The organism is Verrucomicrobiota bacterium JB022, from assembly GCA_030673845.1.
Lineage (GTDB): Bacteria > Verrucomicrobiota > Verrucomicrobiia > Opitutales > Oceanipulchritudinaceae > WOUP01.
Genome location: JAUTCQ010000024.1, coordinates 85,687 through 109,482, shown reverse-complemented (window position 1 = coordinate 109,482; position 23,796 = coordinate 85,687). Strand labels below are relative to the sequence as shown.

Annotated in this window: 14 protein-coding genes; 9 read left to right on the top strand and 5 right to left on the bottom strand. The window is 62.5% G+C overall.

Features of this window, described 5'->3' with window-relative positions:
- Positions 1-110: 110 nt before the first annotated feature.
- The 3 genes from fes to Q7P63_18110 all read right to left on the bottom strand — a co-directional run bounded on the left by fes (position 111) and on the right by Q7P63_18110 (position 4,514).
- Entirely contained in the window at positions 111-1,709 is a 1,599-nt protein-coding gene (fes, locus tag Q7P63_18120) for an enterochelin esterase (GenBank protein MDP0502014.1), read from the bottom strand.
- A gap of 7 nt (positions 1,710-1,716) precedes the next feature.
- Positions 1,717-3,771: a TonB-dependent receptor gene (locus Q7P63_18115; protein MDP0502013.1), complete on the bottom strand. Its 2,055-nt coding sequence runs from the start codon at positions 3,769-3,771 to the stop codon at positions 1,717-1,719.
- Between the two features lie 107 nt (positions 3,772-3,878).
- Positions 3,879-4,514 (bottom strand): thioredoxin domain-containing protein, encoded by a 636-nt coding sequence (locus tag Q7P63_18110; GenBank protein ID MDP0502012.1) that lies wholly within the window; start codon positions 4,512-4,514, stop codon positions 3,879-3,881.
- Positions 4,515-4,628: 114 nt separating this feature from the next.
- On the opposite strand from Q7P63_18110, the gene Q7P63_18105 reads away from it, so the two are divergent.
- The 6 genes from Q7P63_18105 to Q7P63_18080 all read left to right on the top strand — a co-directional run bounded on the left by Q7P63_18105 (position 4,629) and on the right by Q7P63_18080 (position 13,836).
- The gene (locus Q7P63_18105) at positions 4,629-5,501 is read left to right on the top strand and encodes an alpha/beta hydrolase-fold protein (GenBank protein MDP0502011.1); all 873 of its coding nucleotides are present in this window, start codon (positions 4,629-4,631) and stop codon (positions 5,499-5,501) included.
- Between the two features lie 43 nt (positions 5,502-5,544).
- Entirely contained in the window at positions 5,545-6,363 is an 819-nt protein-coding gene (locus Q7P63_18100; GenBank protein ID MDP0502010.1) for a CbiX/SirB N-terminal domain-containing protein, read from the top strand.
- Between the two features lie 112 nt (positions 6,364-6,475).
- On the top strand, positions 6,476-7,462 hold the full coding sequence (locus Q7P63_18095) for a cytochrome c (protein ID MDP0502009.1): 987 nt from the start codon (positions 6,476-6,478) through the stop codon (positions 7,460-7,462).
- A 51-nt stretch (positions 7,463-7,513) separates the two neighbouring features.
- Entirely contained in the window at positions 7,514-8,452 is a 939-nt protein-coding gene (locus tag Q7P63_18090) for a uracil-DNA glycosylase (protein MDP0502008.1), read from the top strand.
- 149 nt (positions 8,453-8,601) lie between these two features.
- A complete protein-coding gene (locus Q7P63_18085) occupies positions 8,602-10,527 on the top strand; it encodes a polysaccharide lyase family 7 protein (protein MDP0502007.1) in 1,926 nt (641 codons plus the stop codon).
- Between the two features lie 294 nt (positions 10,528-10,821).
- A complete protein-coding gene (locus tag Q7P63_18080; GenBank protein MDP0502006.1) occupies positions 10,822-13,836 on the top strand; it encodes a TonB-dependent receptor in 3,015 nt (1,004 codons plus the stop codon).
- A 24-nt stretch (positions 13,837-13,860) separates the two neighbouring features.
- Here Q7P63_18080 and Q7P63_18075 read toward each other — a convergent pair whose 3' ends face one another.
- Positions 13,861-15,402: a glycosyl hydrolase family 28-related protein gene (locus tag Q7P63_18075; GenBank protein ID MDP0502005.1), complete on the bottom strand. Its 1,542-nt coding sequence runs from the start codon at positions 15,400-15,402 to the stop codon at positions 13,861-13,863.
- Positions 15,403-15,528: 126 nt separating this feature from the next.
- Entirely contained in the window at positions 15,529-19,140 is a 3,612-nt protein-coding gene (locus tag Q7P63_18070; protein ID MDP0502004.1) for a TonB-dependent receptor plug domain-containing protein, read from the bottom strand.
- Between the two features lie 295 nt (positions 19,141-19,435).
- On the opposite strand from Q7P63_18070, the gene Q7P63_18065 reads away from it, so the two are divergent.
- From Q7P63_18065 to Q7P63_18055, 3 genes are all read left to right on the top strand, one after another.
- A complete protein-coding gene (locus tag Q7P63_18065; GenBank protein ID MDP0502003.1) occupies positions 19,436-20,464 on the top strand; it encodes a LacI family DNA-binding transcriptional regulator in 1,029 nt (342 codons plus the stop codon).
- Positions 20,465-20,584: 120 nt separating this feature from the next.
- Complete coding sequence (locus Q7P63_18060; protein ID MDP0502002.1) at positions 20,585-21,964, top strand: MFS transporter; 1,380 nt, start codon at positions 20,585-20,587, stop codon at positions 21,962-21,964.
- A gap of 10 nt (positions 21,965-21,974) precedes the next feature.
- Complete coding sequence (locus Q7P63_18055) at positions 21,975-23,795, top strand: pectinesterase family protein (protein ID MDP0502001.1); 1,821 nt, start codon at positions 21,975-21,977, stop codon at positions 23,793-23,795.
- Position 23,796: the final 1 nt, after the last annotated feature.

Below are 23,796 nucleotides of genomic sequence, written 5' to 3'. Positions count from 1 at the left end.
CGAGCCTCGCCGCCTTTCTGAAACTTCAGACAATAAAAACCGTCAAGCACTCAAGGTGTTTGACGGTTTTGTTTTTCAATGACGCAGGGCATCGTGCAGTTGGCTGGCAATCAGTCGCTTGCGTTTTGAAGGAGCACCTTCAGGCCGCGCGCAAGACCGAATTGCCAGCAGTAGTCGTCGTGGCCGCCGGGGAATTCATGGTAGGCCACCTCCGGGTAGCCCTTGGCCGTTAACACATCTCGCAATGCGCGGTTGGTCGGTCGGATGTCGGAAACCGTTTCAAGGATGCCGGCCTCCAGGTAAAAGCGAATGGGCAGACGCTCGTGCTGGGCCAGACGGCGGTTGAGCCATGCCGGCTCCGCTTCTGTGCCCGCCGCGCCTTCGGCCCCATCGGGTGCCCACCAGTAAGAGCCGGATTGGCTCAAAACCGCGCCCACCGCATCCGGGCGGAAGAAAGCCACCGATGTAGCCGCCAGCCCGCCAAAGCTGGAACCGGCGGCAATGGTCTGCTGCGGATCGGCAGTGCAGGCATAGCGAGTTCGCACCCAAGGCAACAGCTCGTCGGCCAGAAAATCGGCAAAGCGAGGGTTGGCCGGCAGCTCCACCGCGCGCGATTGCGCCGTCGGGTTGGCCACAAAAACCGCGATGGCAGGTGGAATCTCGCCCGCTTCGATCAGGTAGTCGAGAATGGCCGGAGTCGGGATCTCGTTCAGATAGCGATCGGCATCGAACACAATCAATACCGGCAGGTGTGGGGCTCCCTGAGGCAGACCGTGAGGCGTGTAGACGGTAATCTCGCGCGTGTTGCCCAACAATTCGCTCGCGAACGCCGAGGTCTCTACCTGACCACGGGCGGCGGCTGGAGTATCGATCCATGACACGCCTTCGCCGCTCAGGTCGATGACCGACGACACGGCAAACTTGTCGCGCGCCGGATCCGGGGGCCAGCGACGCGGATTCAGCGGGTCGGCCTGCGTGGTGGCGATCACCGCCCGCCGTAGGTCCGCCCGCGACGATTCCGGCCCAAAGGGTGGATTCGGGGCCAACTTGTAGCTCAGGCGGAGCCCCTTGGGCATGGCTGCGGTATGGAACCACACGTTGGAGTCGCCCAGCCGCTGGAAGAGGTTGTCTTCCTTGTGCGGCGAAAACACCGGCCAATTCAGGAAAATGCCCGTGGTATGGGCATTGCCCCGCCAAAGAAACGTCACCCACACTTCCGCATCGTCCTTCGCCTCGACCAGCGGTGCGCCCTCCTGCTCGATTTCCGCCCAGAAGGCGTCTTCGACTTTCAGCTCGCCCGCCGCCAGCGCGCTTAGCAAGGCCTGCAGGCGTGGACTCTTCAGCACCATCGGATGCCGTGCGGGCACCGGCTGCTCTGCTCGTGGTATGCGGTGAAGGACTTCCAGCTCGCCCGCTTTACCGATCCAAGTCAGGCGGTAGTCGCCGACCGTTTCTGCCACAAAGGCCAGATCATGGGTGCCCTCCTTCAGCTCGAAGCGCCGGAAGGCGTCGCCACCTGGGCTGTGCACCTGCAACGCGGTCCCCAGCTCGGGTACCGTAACCCGTAGGCGAACGTAGTCGCCCGTTTGCAGGGTGAGCGACTGCGTGGCCTGAGCGGCGGCCGCCGGTGCCGTAGATGGCGAGGCCGCCAGCGGGAGGCTAAGCCCGCTCGCGGCCAGGATGAACAGCGAACCAAGGGTGCGCGACATGATTAGGCTAGAAGTGATACGTGCCCGCCACGAAGTAGCGGCGGCCCTCTTCGTTGAACTCGGAGCTGCTGATGCGCTCGAAGGTGCGGTCGGTAAAGTTGAGCACCCCGGCGCGCAAGGTCAGCCATTCGGCCAGCTCGTAGCGCGTGCCAAAGTCGAACAGCGTGTAGTCGCCCTGCTCGATCTGCGCGGAAGCCGACGAGAAGATATACTGGTTGCCGATGTAGTTGCCCGTTACGAAGAACGAGAGCTTGTCGGTGGGCCGCCAGTCGACCGTGACCGAGCCGGAGTGCTTCGGCTGGTAAATGAGCGGGTAGGGGTTGGCGGTCGACTTGTTTTCCGTTTCGAGGAAGGTGTAGGCGAAGCGCAGGCCCACTTGCTCCGTTACGTCGGCCTGCACGCTGACTTCCACCCCCTGGGATTCGACCTTGGCGATGTTCTGGTAGGCAAAGATCGGGCGGCCGTCGGCAAGGAAACCGACAAAGTTGGGGTAGCTCGGCGCAAGCGCGGGGTCGCGGGTGCGGCTGGTGATGTCGATCATGTTTTCCAGCTCGTTGTGGAATAAGGTGATCGACGCAGCCCAGCGCGTATCGTCCCAGCGAGCGCCGAACTCGTAGCTGGTGCTTTCCTCGGGCTTCAGGTCTTCCGAACCGATGATGAAGCAACCTTCCGTGCGACTGCCGCAGGAGACGGAGCCCCAGTTGGGGCTGTTTTGCAGCAGCGTCGGTGCGCGGAACGCTTCAGCCCAACCCGCACGGAAGCTCAGCCTGTCGATTGGCTGGTAGATCAGGTAGGCGCGCGGGCTGTTGTGGCTGCCAAAGTTCTCGTGGTCGTCGAAGCGATTGCCGATGGTCAGCGTCAAGTCTTCCAGCAGCTTGATTTCATCTTCGATGAAGAACGCGTACTGGTCTACTTCCGTCGTCGGGTTTTGCCCAAAGTCGGGCGCCCCCGGCCAGCCTGCCAGTAGCGTTTCGTCGCGTAGGTGCTGGTTGCGGTATTCGCCGCCGAGGCTGAAGGTTTGACGCGCACGCTCCCACGGCACCACAAGGCGGGCATCGGCCGCCCAATTTTTGGCCTTGTTGGGGTTTTCTTCGCCGGTGGTGCTTCCGGTCAGGTTTTCGACCTGGTCGCCATAAAGGCGCAGGCGGCCATCGCCGAAGCCGAAATACTGCTCGGCCGACAGCATGTAGTCCTGCCGCTCCATGATGAAGTCGTCATGGTTCTGGCGGCTGAAGCCATACTGGGCGTCGATCTTGGTGTCGTCGGTCGGGGTGTAAGTCACGGTGCCGTTGACGAATTTCTCTTCGCGGTCGGCGAAGCCCGGCTGGCGCGCTCCCGTGTTCGGATCTGCGGGGTTGATATCGTCGTCGTCTTCCTGGCGCTTGCTGAAGCCGCCCCACACCTTGATCCCGAGGGTGTCGTTGACGATCGGGCCACTGACGAAGAAGCCGCCCTTGTAGGCATCGCCCGCATCGCTGTCTTCCTGGAAGGTGTAGTCACCCGTCAGCGAGCCTGCCCAGGTGCTGCCGACCGGCTTGGTGATGATGTTGACCACGCCCCCGATCGCATCGGAGCCATAGAGCGTCGACATCGGCCCACGCACCACTTCCACGCGCTGGATGGCCTCGATCGGCACCCAACTGGCGTCGTAGTCGTTGCCACGGAACATGTTCGCAGCCGTGTTGACGCGCTTGCCGTCGATCATGATCAGCGTGTAATCCGCGCCAAGGCCGCGCATCTGGATCTTGCGCTGGTTGCCGCTGCGCAGGAGCGTCACGCCTTCGACGAGGCCGAGAGCCTGCGTAATGTCCTGGATCGGGCGGATCTGCAGGTCTTCTGTAGACACGACGGAGATGCTGGCCGGCGCGTCTTCGATCAGCATCGAGCGCGAGGACGCCGTGGTCACGAATTCGTCCAGTTCGACAGTGTTTTCTTCGCTCGGGGCGCCAGCCTGGGCGGCGACGGAAACCGGGGTCGCAGCCAGCAATCCAAGCGCGAGGGCTTGCTGCAGGCTGCCGAAACGGCGCAGGGAATTTGCAAGGAGACAGGATGTGGAGTTCACCAACATGATATTGAGACACATTCTTCTGATGCACAGAAGTCAACCTTTCATGCGAAAGAATCTCAATATCAAACAAGCTAATCGCTAACTGTAGTGCTGCTTCAGCGTCAGCGCACGTCCTTCAGCCGCTCGATCGCGCGCTGCAGGCTTTCGACCGTCTGCTCGCCTTCGAGGCGGACTTCGACGGGCAAGCCGTCCCAGCGCTTCTTGCGCAGGAGAAAGGTCGGAAGCTGGCGGATCTTCAGCTTTGCGACTTCCGCGAAATCGCTCTCCACCAGCTCTTGGATCGTCGGGTCGTTCACGCAAGCCTTGAAGGCGTCGGGCTCCACTCCTGCGCGGTCGGCGGCGTCGAAGATCAGGAAGGCGGTCGAAAAGTGATCGGCGAAAAACAGCTCGTGGCTGTCCCAGTAGTGGCCCCGTTTCCGCAGGCAATGTGCGACCTTCAGCAGGGTTCGGTCAGCTTTGGGGTCGAGGGCCGTATCGAGCATGGTCCAGGCCACGAGGCCGCTGTCGACAAAGCGCTCACGCAAGGTCGGGAAGGCTTGGGCGTGGAAGGCCTGGCAATGATCGCAGTCAAACGCGCGTACCTCGATCACCTGGATCGTCGCGCCTTCGGCACCGAGGGTAGGGCGCTCCTTCTGGGCAAACGGTGCTCCCAGTTTGGCGTCGACTGCCGTTTGCCCATAGGCCGTCGCGGCGAGGGTCAGCCCCAGCCCCAGCGCCAGCAAAACACAACGCGTCAAGCGATCCAGTGCACTCGCGACTTGTTTTTTCTGCGTCTGCTTCATTGGATGATACCGATACTTAATCTCAAGATGCGCTACGCTTGTAAATCCTTTCCTCGCTCCCTTGCTCTTTTGTCCTTCCTCACGCTGGCATGGCTGCTCTGCACACCAGTTGCCGCCCAACCACGGATCGAGCAGAAGATGCAGCCGACCCTCTCGCAGGCAGGGGCAGAACTCTACCGTTTTCAGGAGTGGGCCCTCGATTCGCAAGACGGCGCGCGCCACTACCGCATCTATCTCGCGATCCCGCAGCGACCGGCCCCGGAAGCGGGCTACCCGGTGCTTTACCTGCTCGACGGCAATGCTGCCTTCTCCGACCTGGATGCGGATGCCTTGACGGCGGTTGCGCCCGATGCCTTGCCCGTGCTGGTCGCGATTGGTTACCAGACCGACTTGCGCTTCGACATTCCCGCGCGGATCTACGACTACACCCTGCCCGGCGGTGAATCGGAAGACGCGCGTGGCAGGCGTCAAGGGGGAGCCGATGCCTTCCTCGACCTGCTGCAGGGGACCATCCGCCCGGAGGTCGAGCGGCGGGTGACGGTCGATCCGCAGCGTCAGACACTATGGGGCCACTCGTTTGGCGGCCTGCTCGTATTGCATACACTGTTTACGCGCCCCGATAGCTTTACGGCTTACGTTGCCGCGAGCCCCTCGCTCTGGTGGGCTCCCGAACTCATGGCGAGGGAAGAGCGTGCCTTTGCCGCCCGGGAACGCCACGACCCGAAGCGCCTCCTCCTGCTGGTGGGCGAAAAGGAAGATGCCAGCCGACGTGCTCCCGGCTTCCCGGATGATGCGGCGGAGCAGTTGGCGAGTCGCCTTGACGCCTTGTCGACGCTGGAGGTGCATTTCGAGACCCTGCCGGGTTTGAGTCACGGCCCGATGTTGACCGAGTCGCTGCCGTTTGCCCTGCGCTGGGCGGTGGGGCAGTCGTTGAAACCGTAGCGCGCGCTTGGCCTTTGCGATTCAGGCGTCCATCTTGTGGGCCATGCAAGCATTCCTGATCGACAATGGCTCGCTGCGGCCCGACTCGGTGCTCAACCTGCGCGCGGTGGCTGCGGCGCTGAGCGAGCGGGTGGGGCACGAAGTATTACCCGTTTCGATGCTCCACAGCAGCAAGATCGATCCGGCCCTGCTCGGGGGCGAAGAAGCCCTGGTATGGGAGCGGCAGACCAAACGCGCGATCGAGGCCGGGGAGCGAGACTTTTACCTCATCCCGTTTTTCTTCGGGCCAACGGGTGCCATCAACGACTACCTGCCTGAGCGCCTGGCCAAGCTGCGCGAGCGCTACGGCGACATCCGCGTGCAGGTGGCGCCGTTCCTCTTCGACCCCGCCCAGCCAGACCTCGCCGAGATCCTTGCTGCGCGCGTGCGCGAAGTGCAGCAGCGCGAGGGCCTGCGCGACGTGCCGCTCGCGCTGTGCGACCACGGATCGCCCAAGATCGAGGTGGCGGCGGTGCGCGATCAGGTGGCCCAGCAGTTGACGGATATCCTCGGCCATCAGGTGGTGGGCTGCTCGATGGAACGTCGCGAGGGGCCGGAATACGACTTCAACGAGCCGCTGCTGGCGCGTCTCCTGCGCCAGCCGGGCTTCCACGACGGGCCGGTCATCGTCTCGCTGCTGTTCCTGTCCCCGGGGCGACACGCCGGTGAAGGGGGAGACGTGGCCACCATCTGTGCAGAGGCTCAGGCTGAATACCCAAGGCTGCAGACTTACCGCACCGACCTGGTAGGCACGCACCCGGCGATTGTCGACTTGCTTGCCAAACGCTATCGCGCGGGCCTGTCTGACCCCAGGAGCGTTTGAGATCCATCGTAAACGCCGTTTGCCTGGACCGATTTCAAGTAATTTGTAAATCTCCGAGAGCTTAACAAATCCTGCTTGCGGGCATCAGGGGCGCTCATATCGTCCGCCCCTCATGAAGTTGCTCCTGCGTCTGCTTGCTGCTCTCGTTCTCATGGTCGTCATCGGTGTTGCCGCTTTGCTTGGCTACGTGCGTTTTGCGCTGCCCAAGGTCAAGCCCGCCCCCGATCTCACGGTCGTTGCCACGCCCGAAATGGTCGAGCGCGGCCGTTACCTCTTCCATCATGTGGCGGCCTGCGCGGAGTGCCATTCGGCCCCGCAAATCACGCGCTTTTCGTTCCCGTTCGAGCCCGGCACGCTTGGGCAGGGAGGCAAGCCCTTCACCCCCGCCGAGGGCCTGCCCGGCTATTATTACGCGCCCAACATCACCCCGGCGGCGCTTGCCGAGTGGACCGATGGCGAGCTCTACCGCGCGCTGACCGTCGGGGTCGACCGCGAGGGCGAGCCGTATTTCCCCATCATGCCTTACCACGGCTATGCGCGCACCAGCGACGCCGACATCAAGGCGCTGATCGCCTACCTGCGCACCTTGCCGCCGATCGAAAATGCGGTGCCGGGCTCGAAGCACAACTTCCCCATGAACTTCATCGTGCACCTCATGCCGAGCGACGTTGAGTTGGCCCCGCAGCCGCCCGAGCGAAGCGACACCGTGGCCTACGGTGCCTACCTCACCACCATGGGCGCCTGCGCCGACTGTCATACGCCGATGATCCAGGGCAAGCCCGACTTCACCCGCAGCTTTGCCGGTGGTCGCGAATTCCCTTTGCCCACTGGCGGTATCGCACGCTCGCGCAACATCTCGCCCGACCACGAAACCGGGATCGGGCGATGGACGCGCGAAATGTTCATCGCCCGCTTCAAGTCCTTCGATCTTCTGACCTACCGCCCCCCGACCGTGGTCCCCGGCGAGTTCAATACCGCGATGCCTTGGACCTATTACGCCGGGATGAGCACGGACGACCTGGGTGCGATCTACGACTTCCTCATGACGCAGCCGCCCGTGCGCAGCGAGATCGTGGCGTTTACGCCGCCAGCTGAGTAGCGGCTGCATTTCGTGCTGGTCGCGCACGCCCCCTCTGCCTCTAATGAAGACATGCGCGCCCAACTGGAAGCCGTCATCGCCGAACTGCGTCACCTGCGCCGGGAAGGGGTCGACTCCCTCTATCTCACGCCGGAGACGCTGAGCCAGCTCCGCGAGCGGGTGAGCGCTTTGGCCGCCGCCAGCCCGAAGACGCCGGCAGAGATCAAGCTGCCTCCCTTGCGCACGGCCAGCGCCATGACGTCTTCCGCCGACCTCAAGCTGGAGCTGCCGACGGTGGCCGAGGCCGCGCCCAAGCCCAAGGTCAAGGCGAGTGCCGCCCAGTCGAAACTGCCCGAGGCCCCCAAGGTCAAGCTGCCCAAGGGGAGCAAGCAGAAGCAGTGGGACGCCCTGCGCGAGCAGATTTACGCCGACCCCGTTTGCCACGAGCAGGCGGGCGACCCCGAGCGCGTGGTCTTCGGCGTGGGCAGCCTCGACTCCGACATCTTTTTCTGCGGCGAAGCCCCGGGCGCGGATGAGGAGATCCAGCGCGAGCCCTTCGTCGGGGCCGCCGGTCAGCTGCTGACCAAGGTGATCGGCGCGATGGGCCTCAAGCGCGAGCAGGTCTACATCGGTAACATCATGAATTGGCGTCCCTCACCGCCCAACCCCCTGCGCAAGGGCAATCGTCCGCCCACGCAGGAAGAGATGGCCTACTGTCTGCCATACCTGCGCGCTCAGCTCGATATCGTGCAGCCCAAGGTCATTGTCGCTCTCGGTGGCACCGCCATCAACGGCCTCATCCAAGGAGAAAAACCGCTCGGCGTCACCCGCACACGCGGAAACTGGCTCGACTTCCACGGAGTGCCGCTCATGCCGACCTACCACCCCAGCTTCCTCTTGCGCAACAGCACCATGGAGGCCAAGCGCCAGTTGTGGGAAGACATGCTGCAAGTGATGGAGCGGGTAGGGCTGCCCATTTCCGAAAAGCAGCGCGCCTTCTTTCAGCGGTAGAGCGACTTCTGTTTCACGAATTTCCCCCTTGTCATCAATCTGACTAATTTGTAATAGTTAAAAGTCTTGAAAGCCATAACTATTGCCTATGACGCTTACCCCGGCCGAGGCAGTAGGAGATGGAAGACCAGGTGCGCTGGCTCTTCCCTATGAAACGAAGAAACTACCCCGAAACCCTCCGGGTGGCCTCAGTTGCCGCCCTCTGTCTGCTCCTCAACCCCCTCCAAGCCCAAACCACTCAAACCCTCACCGCCAGTCGAGATGCCTACGTGCGCGCTGGCAGCAACGCCAGCAGCAACTACGGCACCGCGACGCAGCTCGTCGTCAAAAACGAAGGCGATACGAGCGACAATACCCGCGAGTCCTGGCTCGGCTTCGACCTCAGCGGCGTCAGCGGCACCGTTACGAGCGCAACCCTACGCGTCTACATCACCCAAGTTAACGCCTCCAGCACCCACAGTGTCCACTATGGTGACGACGGCTGGAGCGAGTCTGGCCTCACCTGGAACAATCAACCCACCTCCTACAGCCCGGCCCTCGACTCCGCCAGCCTCAGCAGCGGCGTCGAAGACTATTGGGTGGAGTACGACGTCACCTCTCGCGTGGCGACGGAAGTGGCAAACAGCAGCAGCCTCGCGACCTTCGTGCTCGTGGCGGGCGACAATGCCTACACGGTCTACGATTCGCGCGAGACGAGCAACGAGCCCGAGTTGGTGATCACCACGACTACCGCCACGCCAAGCAGTTCCACGCTTTACCCAACGGACGACACTTTTGTCCGCGCGGGCGCCAATGCCAATACCAACTACGGTACCAACACCGATCTGGAGGTGAAAGCCGAAGGCTCCACCAGCGACAACACCCGCGAATCGTGGTTGCAGTTCGACGTCGGCAGCCTCAGCGGCACCGTCACGGAGGCCAAGCTGCGGGTCTACCTCGCGCAGAGCAACGGCAACACCGTCCACACCGTCTCCTCCGCCAGCGACAGTTGGACCGAGAGCACGCTCACCTGGAACAATCGCCCCTCCGTATCGCTTGCACTCGACACCGCTTCGCTCAGCGACAGCGACGACGGCGTCTGGGTAGAATACGACGTCACCTCCTACATCGCTTCCGAGGTCGCCGCCAGTAACAGCGAGGCAAGCTTCCGCTTGGCGGGCAACAACAACGTCTACACCAAATATCGCTCCCGCGAGCACGCCAACCGCCCCGAGTTGGTTGTGACGCTCAACGGCAGCGGCGGAGGCGATCCCGACCCCGACACCGGGCTGGATCCCGATGCGCCGCCCAGCGAAAACTTTGACTTGAGCACCTGGAAGATCACCTTGCCCGACGCTTCCGAAAGGCAGGAATCCTGGGTGAATGCGGGCAACGAAAGCCCTGGCGAGTTCTTTACCGATCCCGGCAGCGGCGGCATGGTCTTCCGCTGCCCCAACATCGCGGGCAGCACCAGCGGCAGCAACTACTCCCGCACGGAGCTGCGCGAGATGCTGCGCGCCGGCAACACCAGCATCAGTACGCACGGTATCAACGGCAACAACTGGGTGTTCTCCACCTCCACCACGTCCAACCAGAACGCGGCGGGCGGCGTCGACGGTACCCTCACGGCCACCCTGCGTGTCGACCATGTCTCCACCACGGGCGACTCGGGCAAGGTGGGGCGCGTGATCGTGGGGCAGATCCACGCCTCCGACGCCGAGCCCTGCCGCCTCTATTACCGAAAGCTGCCGGGAAACAGCAAAGGCTCCATCTACTTCGCGCACGAGCCCAACATCGGCAGCACCCAGTGGTATGAGATGATCGGCAGCCGCAGCAACAGTGCCTCCAACCCCTCCGACGGCATCGAGCTGGGGGAGGTATTCAGCTACACCATCGACGTGGTGGGCAATACGCTGACCGTCACCATCAGCCGCGAAGGCAAACCGGACGTGGTCGAAACCATGAACATGAGCGGCAGCGGTTTTGCCAACGACTGGATGTACTTCAAGGCCGGCGTCTACAACCAGAACAATAGCGGTTCTACCAGCGACTACGCTCAGGCGACTTTCTTCGCCCTCAGCAACACGCACGACTGATCGGTTCGCCAACGTTACGTTTGCTTCAGCCTCCGGTACCTACCGGAGGCTTTTTGCGTGATAACGTTGGGTAAAGTAAACTTTTGGCACGGCCTGAAGGATTGGCTCCTAGTCATTAGGAATTCTGCTTTAATGTATTACAGTCAGAAATGGTAGCCTTTGATTTTGAAGCGATTCTAGACGAAACAGGTTCGCTTTCCTGGCCGTGATGCTCCTCACGCGCGGCCCATCCGCAGTAGGGAGACGACCTGCCAGGGAGCCTACCCGTTACCCCCCTCAAACCAGTTCGTCTCCATGAAAATACTCCCGACGCCCTTACCGGCGGGGCAGTGGGCCGTGCGCCTGCTTTTCGCCTGCCTCTCGATCCTGTGTCTGCTTTCACCCAGCCTGCTCTTGGCGCAGGAGACCGGCACCGTCCGCGGGCGGGTCCAGAACGCCTCCACCCAGGCCTACGTCCGCAACGCCATCGTCACGGTGGTAGGGAGCAATCAGGAAGTGCTCTCCACTTCGGGCGGCAACTACGTGATCTCGGGTGTCCCGGCCGGCACCGTCACGATTCGCGCCGCCTATTCGGGCCTCGAAACGACGGAGCAGACCGTCGAGGTGACGCCCGGCGAAACCGCTACCGCCAACTTCACCCTCCGCAGCGCCTTTGCCGCCACACCCTCGGCGGACGAGGACGACATCGTCGACCTCGAAGCCTTCGAGATTTCCAGCGAAGTCCGCTCCGGCAACGCCCTCGCGATCATGGAGCAGAAGGTGGCGATCAACCCGCAAAAGGTCATTGCCGCCGATTCGCTCGGCAACATTTCCGAAGGCAACGCGGGTGAGTTTCTCAAGCTCATGCCCGGGGTCTCGCTCGACTACGTGGAGGCCGACGCCCGGGCCGTGCGCATCAGCGGCCTCGCTCCCCAATACGGCAACGTGCTGCTCGAAGGGCTCTTCGTGCCCAACGCCGGCTCGTCCAATATCGCCACCGGCCGTACCTTCGAGTTTGAGCAGCTTTCGATGGACAGCGTCGAAATGGTCGCGCTGACCAAGACGCCTACCCCCGATCAGCCCTCGGCCCTCTCCGGCACCGTCAACCTCGTGACGAAGAGCGCGTTCGACCGCGACGGCGAGCACATCGAATACTCCCTCGGCCTCGCCACCAACTCCTATTACGCCTCGCTCCAGCAGACGGAAGGCTGGGACAGCGACAAGCACTACAAGCTGCTGCCCAACTATTCGCTCGAATACTCCAACGTGTTCATGGATGGAGACCTTGGCGTGGTCCTCGGCACCAGCAACCACCACACCATCGCCGCGCAAAAGCACATCTGGCTCTGGGCCAACGACTACAACACCAACCCGAACGACAACGACACCGAGATCCCCGTCTACAACTGGATCTGGCTGCAGGACGGGCCCAAGCCCACCCAGCGCAGCAACTACTACGGCCGCATCGACTACCGCTTCTCCGACCGCCTGACCGCCTTCTTCCGGGCCGACCTCAGCAAATACGAGTCGATGTTCTACAACCGCACGATCAGCCTGCGGCCCGATCAGGAAGCTCCCAACTTCGGCTACGATCTGGATCAGGAATATTCCATGACCAGCCAGACGGTCGCCAATGGCTCCATCGACATTGACTCCAACCAGTTTATGGAGAAGCTGGGCGACACCACGATCTTTACCGCCGGCCTCGAATACCAGCACGACAACCTCACCATCACCGGGCGCGTCAACTGGGGCAAGGCCCGCAACTGGTACGAGAACTTCGAGAACGGTCACTTCACCGACTATGCCGTGCGCCTCGATAACATTTCGTGGCGTTGGGACCGCGATTTTGAGGGCGATACCGGCCTGCAGTTTACCCAGCTATCGGGCCCCGACTGGCGCGACCACTCCAACTACAACTTCCAGGGTGGAGCCCAGTCCCTGGCCTGGCACGAGCGCAACTCCGAAGACGTCCAGTCGACCAGCCGCATCGACGTGGTCCACGACTGGCGCAACTGGAGCCTGCCGCAACAGTTGAAATACGGCGTGCTCTACAATCGGCGCGAGCTGGAGGTGCACCGCTATGGCGCCCTGCGCACCAGCTTTACCGGCCCCGACGGGGTGCTCGGCACGGCTGACGACCCCAACCCGGCGGACTACGTGCAGCACAACTACACGATGGACTTCGACGTCGGCACCAACCTCGACGGCATCCACCCCCTCAGCCCCTGGCAGCTCTATCAGCGCTACCGGGAATACCCCGGCGATTTTGTGGATAGCGCCACGGACAACGGGACCCAGCGCCGGCAGAACAACTGGTATTTCGAGGAAGAGATTTTCGGAGCCTACCTCACCGATGTCATCAGCCTAGGCTCGCTGGAAGTTGCGCCCGGGTTGCGCTACGAGACCTCGACTCCAACCGGGCGCGGCTACGACCGCCAGAATGACCGCCCGATCTCTCGTGAAGGCGACTCGGTCGACGTGCTGCTCAAGTATCTGCACCTGACTTACGACCTTACGGACACTCTCGTCCTGCGTGCTTCCTATCACGACTCCGTCACCCGGGCCAACATCGCCAACCTCATCCCCGGCATCTCGTCGATCGACGACACGGCCAAGACGATTACAGCGGCCAACCCCAACATCCAAGAGGAGCGGGCAAAGACCTTCTACTTCACCGTCGAAAAGTACTTCGAGCCGGTCGGCGTGTTCTCCGTCTCTGCCTTCCACCGCATTTGGGAAGACCGCCTCCTGGCGGGCAGCCAGATCACCCTCGGGCCAGATGGCTACCTCGGCGATACGACCTATGCCGGCTACACGCTGCTCACCAATACCAATGCCCGTGACTCGGTGAAACTCAACGGGATCGAGTTCGACTTCAACAAGCAGTTCGCCAACCTGCCACAGCCGCTCAACGGCCTCGGCATCTTTGCCAACGCGACCTTCCTCGATTACGACGACTGGCGCAACTTCCAAGGTTCACCCAAGATGACCGCCAACGGCGGCTTCAACGTCGAGATCGGCAAATTCTCGGCGCGCCTCAACGCCAACTACACCGGCAAGATCCTCAACACTCCCGGTGCCGCCTATGATGAAAATACCGGCCAGTGGAACTTCGCGGCACCCTACGTCAAGTATTACCAGAAGGAGCGCCTCTTCCTCGACTTGAACCTCGAATACGCCTTCAGCAGCCGCTACCGCATCTTCCTTGATGCGCGCAACATCACCAACGAGCCGTCGGTCTACACCTACCGCAACCACGAAGACAACTTCGAGCGCATCCTCAAGACCGGCACCATCTGGAAGCTCGGCGTCAAAGGCGTGTTCTAACCCCGCCTGAGCGCCAGCCCCGTCTCAGCCTTCCTCGCCTTGGGGAAGGCTTTTTTGCGCACGCAAGCGGCGCTCCAGTTGGGCCTCATAGAGGTTGTCAGGCTGCAGTTTATCGGTTGGGACTGCCTCGATCCACCAACCGCCTTCGGTCTCGCTTTCTTCCACGCCATCGAGCCCCACAAAGATCATGCTCGGCGGCCCAAAGTCGCGGCTGGGCGGCGTTACCGGCTGCTCCGCCCGCAGATTCCAAAACGTGCCCCAGCCGGCGCAGGGCAGGCCCAGCCCACGCCCGCCGCCGTGATACCAGACGCGCGTGCCCGCCCCGCAATCCACATCCGTAAACAGGTTTTCGAAAGGCGTGTCCTTGTGGTGATCGAGTGCCAGGTTGTCGCCGCGCCCGTTCGCGAAGACATTGCCTGATGCGTGCTCCAGTGAGAGGTCGTGGATGTAGCTCGTGCGCAGGTCGAAGCCCGTCACCAGGTTGTCCTCTGCGTGCTTGAGCTGGATCGCATGGTGCCCCGTGCAGGCGGTTATCTCCGCCTCTTCGCGCCCCCGCTCGGCATCGGCCGTGATCACGATCTGCTCCAGCGTGTTGCCGTAGGCCATGATGTTGATCCCGAGGTCGGCATTGTGAAGGCGCACATCCCGCACCCAGCAATCGGCCACATTTTTCAGCTCGATCGCGTTGGCACCCTTTTCCTCGAAATGGCCCTGATACTGGCCCGCAGGAAAGTGAAAGCCAATGCCCTCGATCCCGGACTCCCGCACCGTCGGCTCAAAGCGTTCGACTACCGGTTGCCACTCTGAGCGAGTAGGGAAGCGCAGGGGCCGGTCGAGCGTCACCCGATCGCCGTCGATGGCCACGATTCGCACGACTTGGCGGGCGTCGTAGGGCTTGCCGCGCGAGATGTCGCCCGGTTCGCCGTTGTAGAGGTAGGTCTTGAGGCTCTGGTCCTCGGTCTCGTGTGCGACGATGCGCACGCGTTGGCCAATCGCGAGCCCTTGGGATGATTCGACCCTCACCGCGCGGTCGCCGCGTTTGGCTTCGGCGCTGATCGGGGTCAGCACTTCGCTCTGGTAATCGCCCTCGATGGTGACAAAGCCGCCGCCGAAAGAGTAGGGCGTGGTAGGGCGGCCCTCGCTGGTTTTGGCGTCGGTGGGGAAGATCTCGTTCAAGCCCTTGGGGAACCACAGGATCGTGCGCTCCGGGCCGGCGCCGCGCAATACCACTTGGCTACGCTTGATCGACAGGGGCTGGGTAATCAGATAGCGCCCCACTGGCAAATAGACGGCGCCTTTGGATGTCGCGTCAATGGCGGCCTGGATTGCCGCCGAGTCGTCTGCCTTGCCATCGCCCACTGCACCGAAGTCGCGCACATTGGCCCCAGTCGGGACCTCCGGGAGAGCTTGTTCTCCCTGGTGGTAGCCAGCGCGGGAGAAATCAGGCAGGCGACTGTTCTCCGACCAGTTTTCGCCCTCCATTCCCCAGAGCCGCGAGGCCGCAGCATGGGCGGAAGTGGAAGCGAACAGGCACAGCAAAACAAGGAGGCGGGCAAGGGGTAACATCTCTAATATATATTACCTTTTGGTGCAAATCTCAACGCTATTCGCCGCCCACCGATGAAACAAAGAACCCCGGCGCGCCGTAGCGCCACCGGGGTAGATCTGTAGTAACCAGGCAAAGAGGAGGTCTTAGAATTCCAGTGAAGTGGAAATGTAGTAGGTGCGCGGCGAGACAATCCGGTAGGTCGAGACGCTGCCGTTGGGGTTGTAGCGGATGGCTTCGAGGCCACCGCTTTCGAACACGTCGCGGACGTTCAGCTGCACCTTCATGCGGAGATCTTCACCGATGTTGAAGCGGTAGGCGGCCCACATGTCGAAGGTGATGTCTGCATCTTGATGGAAGGGACGGTTCACGTCGTACTTCAGCTCTCCGTTGACGAGCTCACCGGCCCAGCCGACGACCTTCTTGTCTTCCCAGCGGGCGGAGCCCCCGATCATGAAGCCCTGCAGCGGACCTTCGGTGAAGCGGTAGGTGGCCAGGATGCTGGCGCGCCATTCCGGGTATTGCGGGGTCGGCTTGCCATCGAGTTCCTTCAGCAGGTTCAGGCCGTTGGCGATCCAGACGTTGGTGATTTCGGGGCCAGCCGGGCGACCCTGCCAGCGGATGTCCTGACCCGGCTTGCGCGGATCAAGGCCTGGGTCACCGGCCGTAAAGGGATACTCAGGATCGCTGCTGGCGAGTTCGCCATTCTCGGGGTTCACGCCGTTCCACCAGTCGACGGGCGGATTGTTGCCAAAACCATGAGACTGCGCGAACTCATCGTAGTTGTTCATCGTCGTCCAGACAGTGTAACGCTGGGCGGCCCATTCGGCAGTGGCGGGCGCGGCACCCTCGATGATGCTCTCCTGCTTGGAGGCGGCGATCTTGATGTTGAGGTTGCTGGTCGGGTTGTAGTCGATGGTGAACTCCGTGCCCTTCGACTTGACGTTGCGCACGTCATTGAAGCGCTGCGTGGTATCGCGCAGCGGCACAGGGGGCTCTACCGGATAGCGCGCTAGCTCATAGAGCTCGTCAACATAATCTTGGGTGGCAACGTTGGCCGGGTCGAAGAAGTCGAGCGTGCCGAAGGGCAGGCCGTCGCGCAGCTCGATGTTCCATTCCCAAAAGTCCATCACGCCCCAGTTGCTTTCGTTCTCCATCCGCTGGAGGCGCTGGGTCATCGTGGTGGTGTCGCCTCCATGGCGAGCATTGTAGGCAGTCTGCTCATACCAGTTCACCTTTACGTGCAGCTTGTTGTCGAGCAGCGCCATGGTGAAACCATAGTCCTGGCCTTCGCCGTTCGGGTCGGGCAGGATTTCGCCATACAGGTTGTATTCCACTTGGGCGGGCTCAAACGAATCGGACTCGTTGTAGAAGACGCTGAAGCCTTCCAGCCAGGTCGGGGCCCACTTCTGGCGCAGGAACGGGTGAACGACGACGCCCTTGGTGGTGGTGGTGCCGTCTGCTTCCGTCCAGTCATCCGGGAAATTGTCTAGGAGCATGTAGGCGTCGCGCGCACCCCAGAGCGGATCATCGTAGGCGTAGCCGTTCGATTCATCCATGCGGATCGAGTTGCCGGGGTTCTTGGCCTGGCGAGACTCCAGCTTGTCGTAGCGCCAACCCAAGGTGGTGACGATGCGGTCTTCCCAGAAGAAGCTCTGGACGGCGGTCGCATAGGAAGTCAGCTTCTGCTGCTCATGGCTGGCGTTGTCCGTCAGCGCGAAGGCCCAGTCCGCTTCATTGGTCTCCCAGGCGCCCACCGGGCGGCCACCGGAAACGGGGTAGGAGGGGTCCGCCGCACGCTTCGTCGGGCTGTTGATGTCCCAGACGAAATGGCGCAGCGGGGCGCTCGGCATAACTGGGCCGTAATAGTCTCCCCAGCTGGGGAAGTAGCCGTATTGGATGGATTGGCCCGAGCCATAGAGCACGTTGGTGCTGTTGTCGCCCATGTAGTAGCGCACGGGCCGGTTTTTGACCGGGTTGGGCTGCGAGGCCAGTTCCTTGTAGGTTCCGTCCGCGTTGATGTCCATCCAGTACGGGTTCTTGGTGATGACCCGTGGGGTGAAGGCAATCTGTTCTTGAGAGGTCTCGTTGAATTGGGCGAGCCCCATGATGTTGTGGCGGCCGAGCCAGGAGATTAGGCTATTGTCGTTCTCGGTAAAATCGAGATTCCAGGCCACCGTTCCACGCCAGGTGTCGGATTCCTGGTCGCGCATGTAGTAGCGCGGCTCATAGCCCCCGTCCATGAAGGGGCGGCCAAAGTTCTCGTTCACGGTGCCGTCGAGGTTGTGGGTGTTCACGTCCACCCGCAGCTTCATGTTACCGGACGACAAGTCGTTGATGTAATTGTGGTCGAGTTGCTCCCGGTGGTAGCCCAGCTCAACGAACAGATTGTCGAGGATCTTTTGCTCCAGCGAGAACTCATAGACGTGCCCTTCGCTGTCGAAGAAATTGGCGGCTGCCAGATTCAGCTCTTCGTAGTCGTAGATCGACTTGTCGCTAACACCCGGGGTGATGTAGCCGGGGAATTCGCCCGACTTTTGTTCATACGGGCCGTCGGAGGTGAAGAGACGCTCGGGCTGATTTGGGCCGGTAACGCCGGGGAAGTAGTAGCGGATCTTTCCGCCGGGCTCGCTGTCCAGATTCAAGTCGCGGCGCGTGCCCAGCTGCCCCTGCCACCGCCCAATTACCTGCCCGCGGTCGACCAGGGTAATGGCATTGGTCATGTTCGGGTCGGGGGCCAGACCGGGCATCTGGTCCTTGTAGAGCTCCGGGTAACGCGTCCAGGTCGAGAAGGCGTAGTTGTTCGTCACGGTCTCGGTGCGACCGTTGTCGTAAGTTGCGGTTAGCGTGGTGGGGTTCCAGGCGGGGCGACCCGCTTCGATCCAGGGAGTCACCAGATCCATCGCGGTGATGGAGGCAGCGCGTTGCGCTTCGTTGTCGTAGTGCTCGTAGCTGGCGCGGATCGTTGTCCCCTTCCAAGGCTCGTAGGTCACCGTGGCATATTGGCGGCGGGTCCGGTCGAAAGCCGGTTCTTGTTGGATGCCTTTGTCGTGGTAGAGGGCGGCGACGCGGATCGCCAGCTTGTCTTTCAGCACCGTTGCGTTGTAGTCAAACGAGGTCCGGACATCTCCCCAGCTTCCGAGGCGGAATTCTACCTTGCCCTTGTTGCCGCCGATATTCGCGCGGGAAGGGGTGGAATTCACTAGGCCCGAGGGGCTGCCCAGGCCGTAGAGCACGGAGTTGGGGCCCCGCTGAATCGTCAAGGCCTCCACATTGTAGGAGTCGAGCGGGATCTCGCGGATGCCGACGTAGTAGTTACGTGCGATGTCTACGCTACCCAAGCCACGCATCCGGTTGGAAGACGTCGGCGATTGTTGGGTGTTGTCCGTTACAGCGCCGCTGCGGTCGGTGGAAAAAGAGGTGTAGGTATGGGTGCCTTCGGTGCTCGCCTCGTAGAGGAAGACGTCGTTGAGGTCGGTCGCGGCGGTGTCTTGTAGCTGCTGGGCCGTCACCACCGTGATGGCGGAGGCCAGGTCCTTCAGTTGCGAATTCATGCGGGTGCCAGCCAGCGTGCTGGAGGCGTAATAGCCTACGTCGTCTTCCGAGGCTTGGACTTCAAACGGAGACAGTTCGAAAACCTGCTCGTCATCCCGAGGCGAGGTTTGCTGCGCCAGCAAGGCGCCGGGACCAACCAGGATGAGGGCAGACAGGAGGGAGAGATGGCGCCACTTCAGGGGCGCGACATTGCAGTTACTCATTGGGGTGGGTTTGGAGTTTGAGGCAAATCAGCATTTCTAAAAGGCGTTAGTTGTGCCTTTTGGAGGCACAGGTGAAGCAACCGTCGTAGAATCGCTGATTTTTTTGGGGAAAGGGTCGCGGCAGGAAGGGCGGGGTAGATGGGGTGTTGCTCAGGGCTCCTGCTTTGAAACCTGCTTATCGGATACGTAAAAGTTTTTTGGCGAGCAATTGCGCTGCAGGTCGCATTGTTGACTTGACCGCAGCTTTTACTCAAGCTCCGCTCGTCACGACTCCTAACCCCCTCTGTTACCCCGTATGGCTGAGAAAGTTACCCTAGAAGACTTGGCCCGGATGGCCGGCGTCCACCGCTCCACCGTCTCCCTGGCCCTGCGCAACCACCCCCGGATCTCGACCGCCATGCGCGACAAGATCCAGCAGCTTGCGCACGAACACGATTACCGGATCAACCCCCTGGTGGCGGCGCTGATGCAGTCGCGCCGCAGCGGCACGGAAACGCGACATGTGACGCTCGCCTTCGTCACCGTCTACCCTACGCGCTATGGCTGGCGCCCCTCGCACCACTCCCGGCCTGATTTCTACCCCGGAGCCGTCGAGCGGGCCCGCGAGCTGGGCTACTCACTCGAACACTTCTGGCTGGCCGAACCGGGGATGACGACCGAGCGCTTTTGCGATATCCTCGCCACCCGTAACATTCATGGCTTGCTGATCGGGCGCTTGCCCCCGGGCCTCAGTGAGATCGACTTGCCGTGGGAGCGCTTCTCATCGGTCGCGCTCGGCATGACGTTGCGCTCGCCGCAGCTCAACTTCGTGACCGAAAACCACTTCGACACCGCCTGGCAATCCATGCGGCAGTGCTACCAGCGTGGGTGTCGCCGCATCGGCTTCGTTTTCTCCGAAGAAGACGACAGCCCGCGCGTCGGCAACCAGTGGCTCTCCGCCTACCTGGGCTTTCACGCCAAGCGCTTTCCCGACGAGGCACCGCGCGTCTGCCCGCAGTCGCCGCCGACCGAGGAGGAGTTTGCGGAATGGTACCTGCGGGAGCGCCCACGCACCATTTTGGCTACGCATGCCGGCCCTGTGTTGCGCTGGCTGGAAAAGCTGAACGTAAAGGTGCCCGACGACGTGGCGTTGATCGACTTGCAGGCCGACCCGGAGCTGGGCTGCGCCGGCGTTTTCTATGAGCCGGCGCGCATCGGGATGCTCGCAGTCGAGATGCTGATCGGCCTGCTGCACCGCAACGAGACGGGCATCCCCGACCATCCGCACGAGACGCTGCTCTCGGGCCGCTGGCGCGATGGCTGGTCGTTGCCGGAGCGGTTTTAGCGCTTGCGCAACAATGCGCACAGGCGGTTGGGTTGAGTAGCACGGTCCGGGTGCGTAGAGAACAGGCATTCGGTTTTCCTTGCCGAATATACCTACCCCTCTTTTTGAGCCTCGCACCCCATGAGCGCCTCTCCTTCTTCTGCCAAGTCAGCTGGCGGTCAATATCGCTGGCTGGTTTGCGTGCTTCTCTTTCTTTCCGTCGCCGTCAACTACATTGACCGCCTCGTCATCAGCATCCTCAAAGCCCCCCTCAGCGAGCAACTCGGGTGGAGCGATGCCGATTACGGGCACATTGCCGCCGCTTTTTCCTTTGCCTACGCCTTCGGCTACCTCCTGGGCGGGCGCCTGATCGACCGCCTGGGCGTGAAAAAAGGCCTGCCGATCTTCGTCACCGCCTGGAGCTTTGCTGCAATGGCGCATGGCCTCTGCGGCTTCCTCAATGTGGCCGATGAATTTCGTCTCACCTACCCTTGGTTTTCGTGGGCCGAAGGTGGCTTCGTCATGTTGACGCTGGCGATGCCGATGACGGCGGCAGGCTTCATGTTTGCCCGAATCGCTTTGGGGTTGACCGAAGGCGGCAACTTCCCCGGTGCCATCAAGGCCGTGGCAGAATGGTTCCCGGTCAAGGAGCGCGCGCTGGCCACCGGCATCTTCAACACCGGCACGACGGTCGGCGCGGTGCTGTGCCCGATCCTTGTGCCCTGGATCTACAGCCACCTCGGTTGGGAAGCCACCTTCTATGCCACCGGCGGCACTGGCCTGCTCTGGCTCGTCGCCTGGTGCTACACCTACGAAGTCCCGGCCAAACACAAACGCCTCTCCGAAGCCGAACGCGCCTACATCCTCGACGGGCAGCCGGTTTTTGAAGAAAAGGCGCGCAAGGTGCCATGGCTGGCCTTGCTCGGCTACCGCCCCGTCTGGGCCTTCATGTTGGCGAGCATTCTCGCCGGGCCGGCTTGGGGCTTCTACCAGTTTTTCATCCCCGACTTCCTGCAAAAGCAGTTCGATCTGGAGCTGCAGAACACCGGGTGGGCCACGAGCGCCTTTTACATCATCGCCTCCATTGGCGGCGTGGCGGGTGGTTGGCTGGCTGGCTTTCTGATGAACAAGGGCTGGTCGATCAACTCCGCGCGCAAGCTCTCGCTCCTGATCTGCGCCTTGGCGGTCGTGCCCGTTTTCATCGCCCCCTATGCGCCCAATGTAGTGCTGGCGATCCTCATCGTGGGGGTGGCCGGCTCCGCTCACCAAGGGTGGTCGTCGAACCTCTTCAGTGTGGTGTCCGACACCATGCCGAAGGAGACGATCAGCTCCGTTGTGGGGCTGGGCGGCTTTGTCTGCTACTTCACGGGCGGTTTCGTGAACGAGTTCACCGGGCAGATCCTGCAGCGCACGGGCAGCTACGTCGCCGTTTTTGCCTACTTCTCCGGCATGTATGTGCTGTCGCTCCTCGCCATCCAATTGCTGGTGCCCGTCATTGGCCTGCGCCACGTCAAAGCCTAGCCCCCTTACGATGTTCTTTCTACTCCGGCCACTTTCCCGCCTTTTCCTCTGCCTGCTGGGTATCTCCATCTGTTCGCTGGCGCAGGCCCGGCTGCTCACCGACATCGAATACGGGCGTGCCGGTGAAGTGCCGCTGTTGCTCGACGTGCACGTGCCGGAAGGGCAGGGGCCCTTTCCGGTCGCCATTCTCGTGCATGGGGGAGGCTGGGCCAGTGGCGATAAAAGCGGAGCCGACCGCCCCAACAGCGGCGCCGACATTTCCCCGTGGTTCGACGGCCTGTCGGACAAGTTCGTCTGGTTTTCGATCAACTACGGCCTCGCGCCGGAGCACCGCTGGCCGGCCTGTCTCGAAGATACCTTTACGGCCATCCGCTGGGTCAAGGCCCACGCGGCCGACTATGGCGGCGACCCTGCCCGAGTCGCCATGGTGGGGCACTCCTCCGGCGGGCACCTCGTGGCCATGGCTGCCGCTCTGGGCGGGCCGGCAGAGCGTGTGCAGGCCGTCGTCGGTTGCGCCCCGGTGACGAGCTTCGAGCAAGACCTGCCCCAACGCGGTGGGCTCAGCCGTGCCCTGCAAGACCTCTTCGACCGTCCGCAAGAGGTGACGCCTGAGGCGCTGGCCATCCTGCGCGGCACCCAGCCGATCAACCTCATCAGGCCCGGCCTGCCGCCGTTTCTGCTGGTGCATGGCAGTGCCGACCGCACCGTGCCGCTGGCGCAGTCGATCGCCTTTCAACAGCGCCTGCAGACCTACGGTGTGCCCTGCGACCTGCTCCTGCTCGAAGACGCCCCGCATCGCCTCACCCAGTGGAACGACTACGACCCGCAATGGCTGCCCAGGATGGCCGCGTGGATGGAGCGCACGCTCGCCGGCCATGAAGCCGGGCACGTCTATACCGATGCGGCGGGTCAGTCGCACCGGTACCACGCACTGGTCGCCGCCGACGGCAGCGGCACCCACCGGACGGTGCAGGCGGCCATCGACGCCATGCCCCCGCGCTCCAGTTGGCAACAACCCTGGATCGTGCTGGTCCAACCCGGGACTTATCGGGAGCGCCTGCAGATCGGGCCGGAGAAGCACTTCCTTGTGCTGCGCGGGATCGACGCCGCCCAAACCGTCATCACTTACGACCTCAGCGCCGGCCACAAAGGCCCCGATGGCAACCCGATCGGCACCGGAGCCACCGCGACCGTGCGCGTGGACGCCAGCGACGTGTTGATCGAAGACCTGACGTTAGAAAACAGCTTCGGCGTCGGTTCGCAGGCCCTTGCGCTCCGGCTGGAGGGAGACCGCGCGATCCTGCGCCGCTGCCGCCTGCTCGGCCATCAGGACACCCTTCTCAGCAACACCGGTCGCCACTACTTTGAAGACTGCTATATCGCGGGCACGGTCGATTACATTTTTGGCGGGGCCACGGCCTACTTCGAGCGCTGCGTGCTGCATTCGCTCTCCGACGGTTACATCACCGCGGCCTCAACACCGCAGGACCACCCGCATGGCTACGTGTTCCACAACTGCCGGGTGACGGCTGAGACGCCGGAGGTGCGGATCTACTTTGGCCGCCCGTGGCGCGACTACGCGGCGGTGACATTCCTCCACACGCAGTTGCCGGCCAACATCCGCCCCGAAGGCTGGCACAACTGGCGTCAACCCGCCCGTGAGCAGACCAGCCGCTATTTTGAACATGCCAGCACCGGCCCCGGTGCCGACAAAGCCCAGCGCGTGCCCTGGGCGCATACCTTGAGCCCGAAAGAAGCCGCGCAGTTAACCCCGCTCCACGTCCTCGGCGGTGCCGACGGCTGGAACCCCTTTAACATCACCGCCCCGTAAT

Excerpts from the sequence above, each read along its gene's own strand:
- Q7P63_18090 (MDP0502008.1), top strand. The coding sequence starts at position 7,514 with ATGCGCGCCCAACTGGAAGCCGTCATCGCCGAACTGCGTCACCTGCGC.
- Q7P63_18085 (MDP0502007.1), top strand. The coding sequence starts at position 8,602 with ATGAAACGAAGAAACTACCCCGAAACCCTCCGGGTGGCCTCAGTTGCC.
- Q7P63_18065 (MDP0502003.1), top strand. The coding sequence starts at position 19,436 with ATGGCTGAGAAAGTTACCCTAGAAGACTTGGCCCGGATGGCCGGCGTC.
- Q7P63_18100 (MDP0502010.1), top strand. The coding sequence starts at position 5,545 with ATGCAAGCATTCCTGATCGACAATGGCTCGCTGCGGCCCGACTCGGTG.
- Q7P63_18060 (MDP0502002.1), top strand. The coding sequence starts at position 20,585 with ATGAGCGCCTCTCCTTCTTCTGCCAAGTCAGCTGGCGGTCAATATCGC.
- Q7P63_18095 (MDP0502009.1), top strand. The coding sequence starts at position 6,476 with ATGAAGTTGCTCCTGCGTCTGCTTGCTGCTCTCGTTCTCATGGTCGTC.
- Q7P63_18080 (MDP0502006.1), top strand. The coding sequence starts at position 10,822 with ATGAAAATACTCCCGACGCCCTTACCGGCGGGGCAGTGGGCCGTGCGC.
- Q7P63_18075 (MDP0502005.1), bottom strand. The coding sequence starts at position 15,402 with ATGTTACCCCTTGCCCGCCTCCTTGTTTTGCTGTGCCTGTTCGCTTCC.
- fes (MDP0502014.1), bottom strand. The coding sequence starts at position 1,709 with ATGTCGCGCACCCTTGGTTCGCTGTTCATCCTGGCCGCGAGCGGGCTT.
- Q7P63_18070 (MDP0502004.1), bottom strand. The coding sequence starts at position 19,140 with ATGAGTAACTGCAATGTCGCGCCCCTGAAGTGGCGCCATCTCTCCCTC.
- Q7P63_18055 (MDP0502001.1), top strand. The coding sequence starts at position 21,975 with ATGTTCTTTCTACTCCGGCCACTTTCCCGCCTTTTCCTCTGCCTGCTG.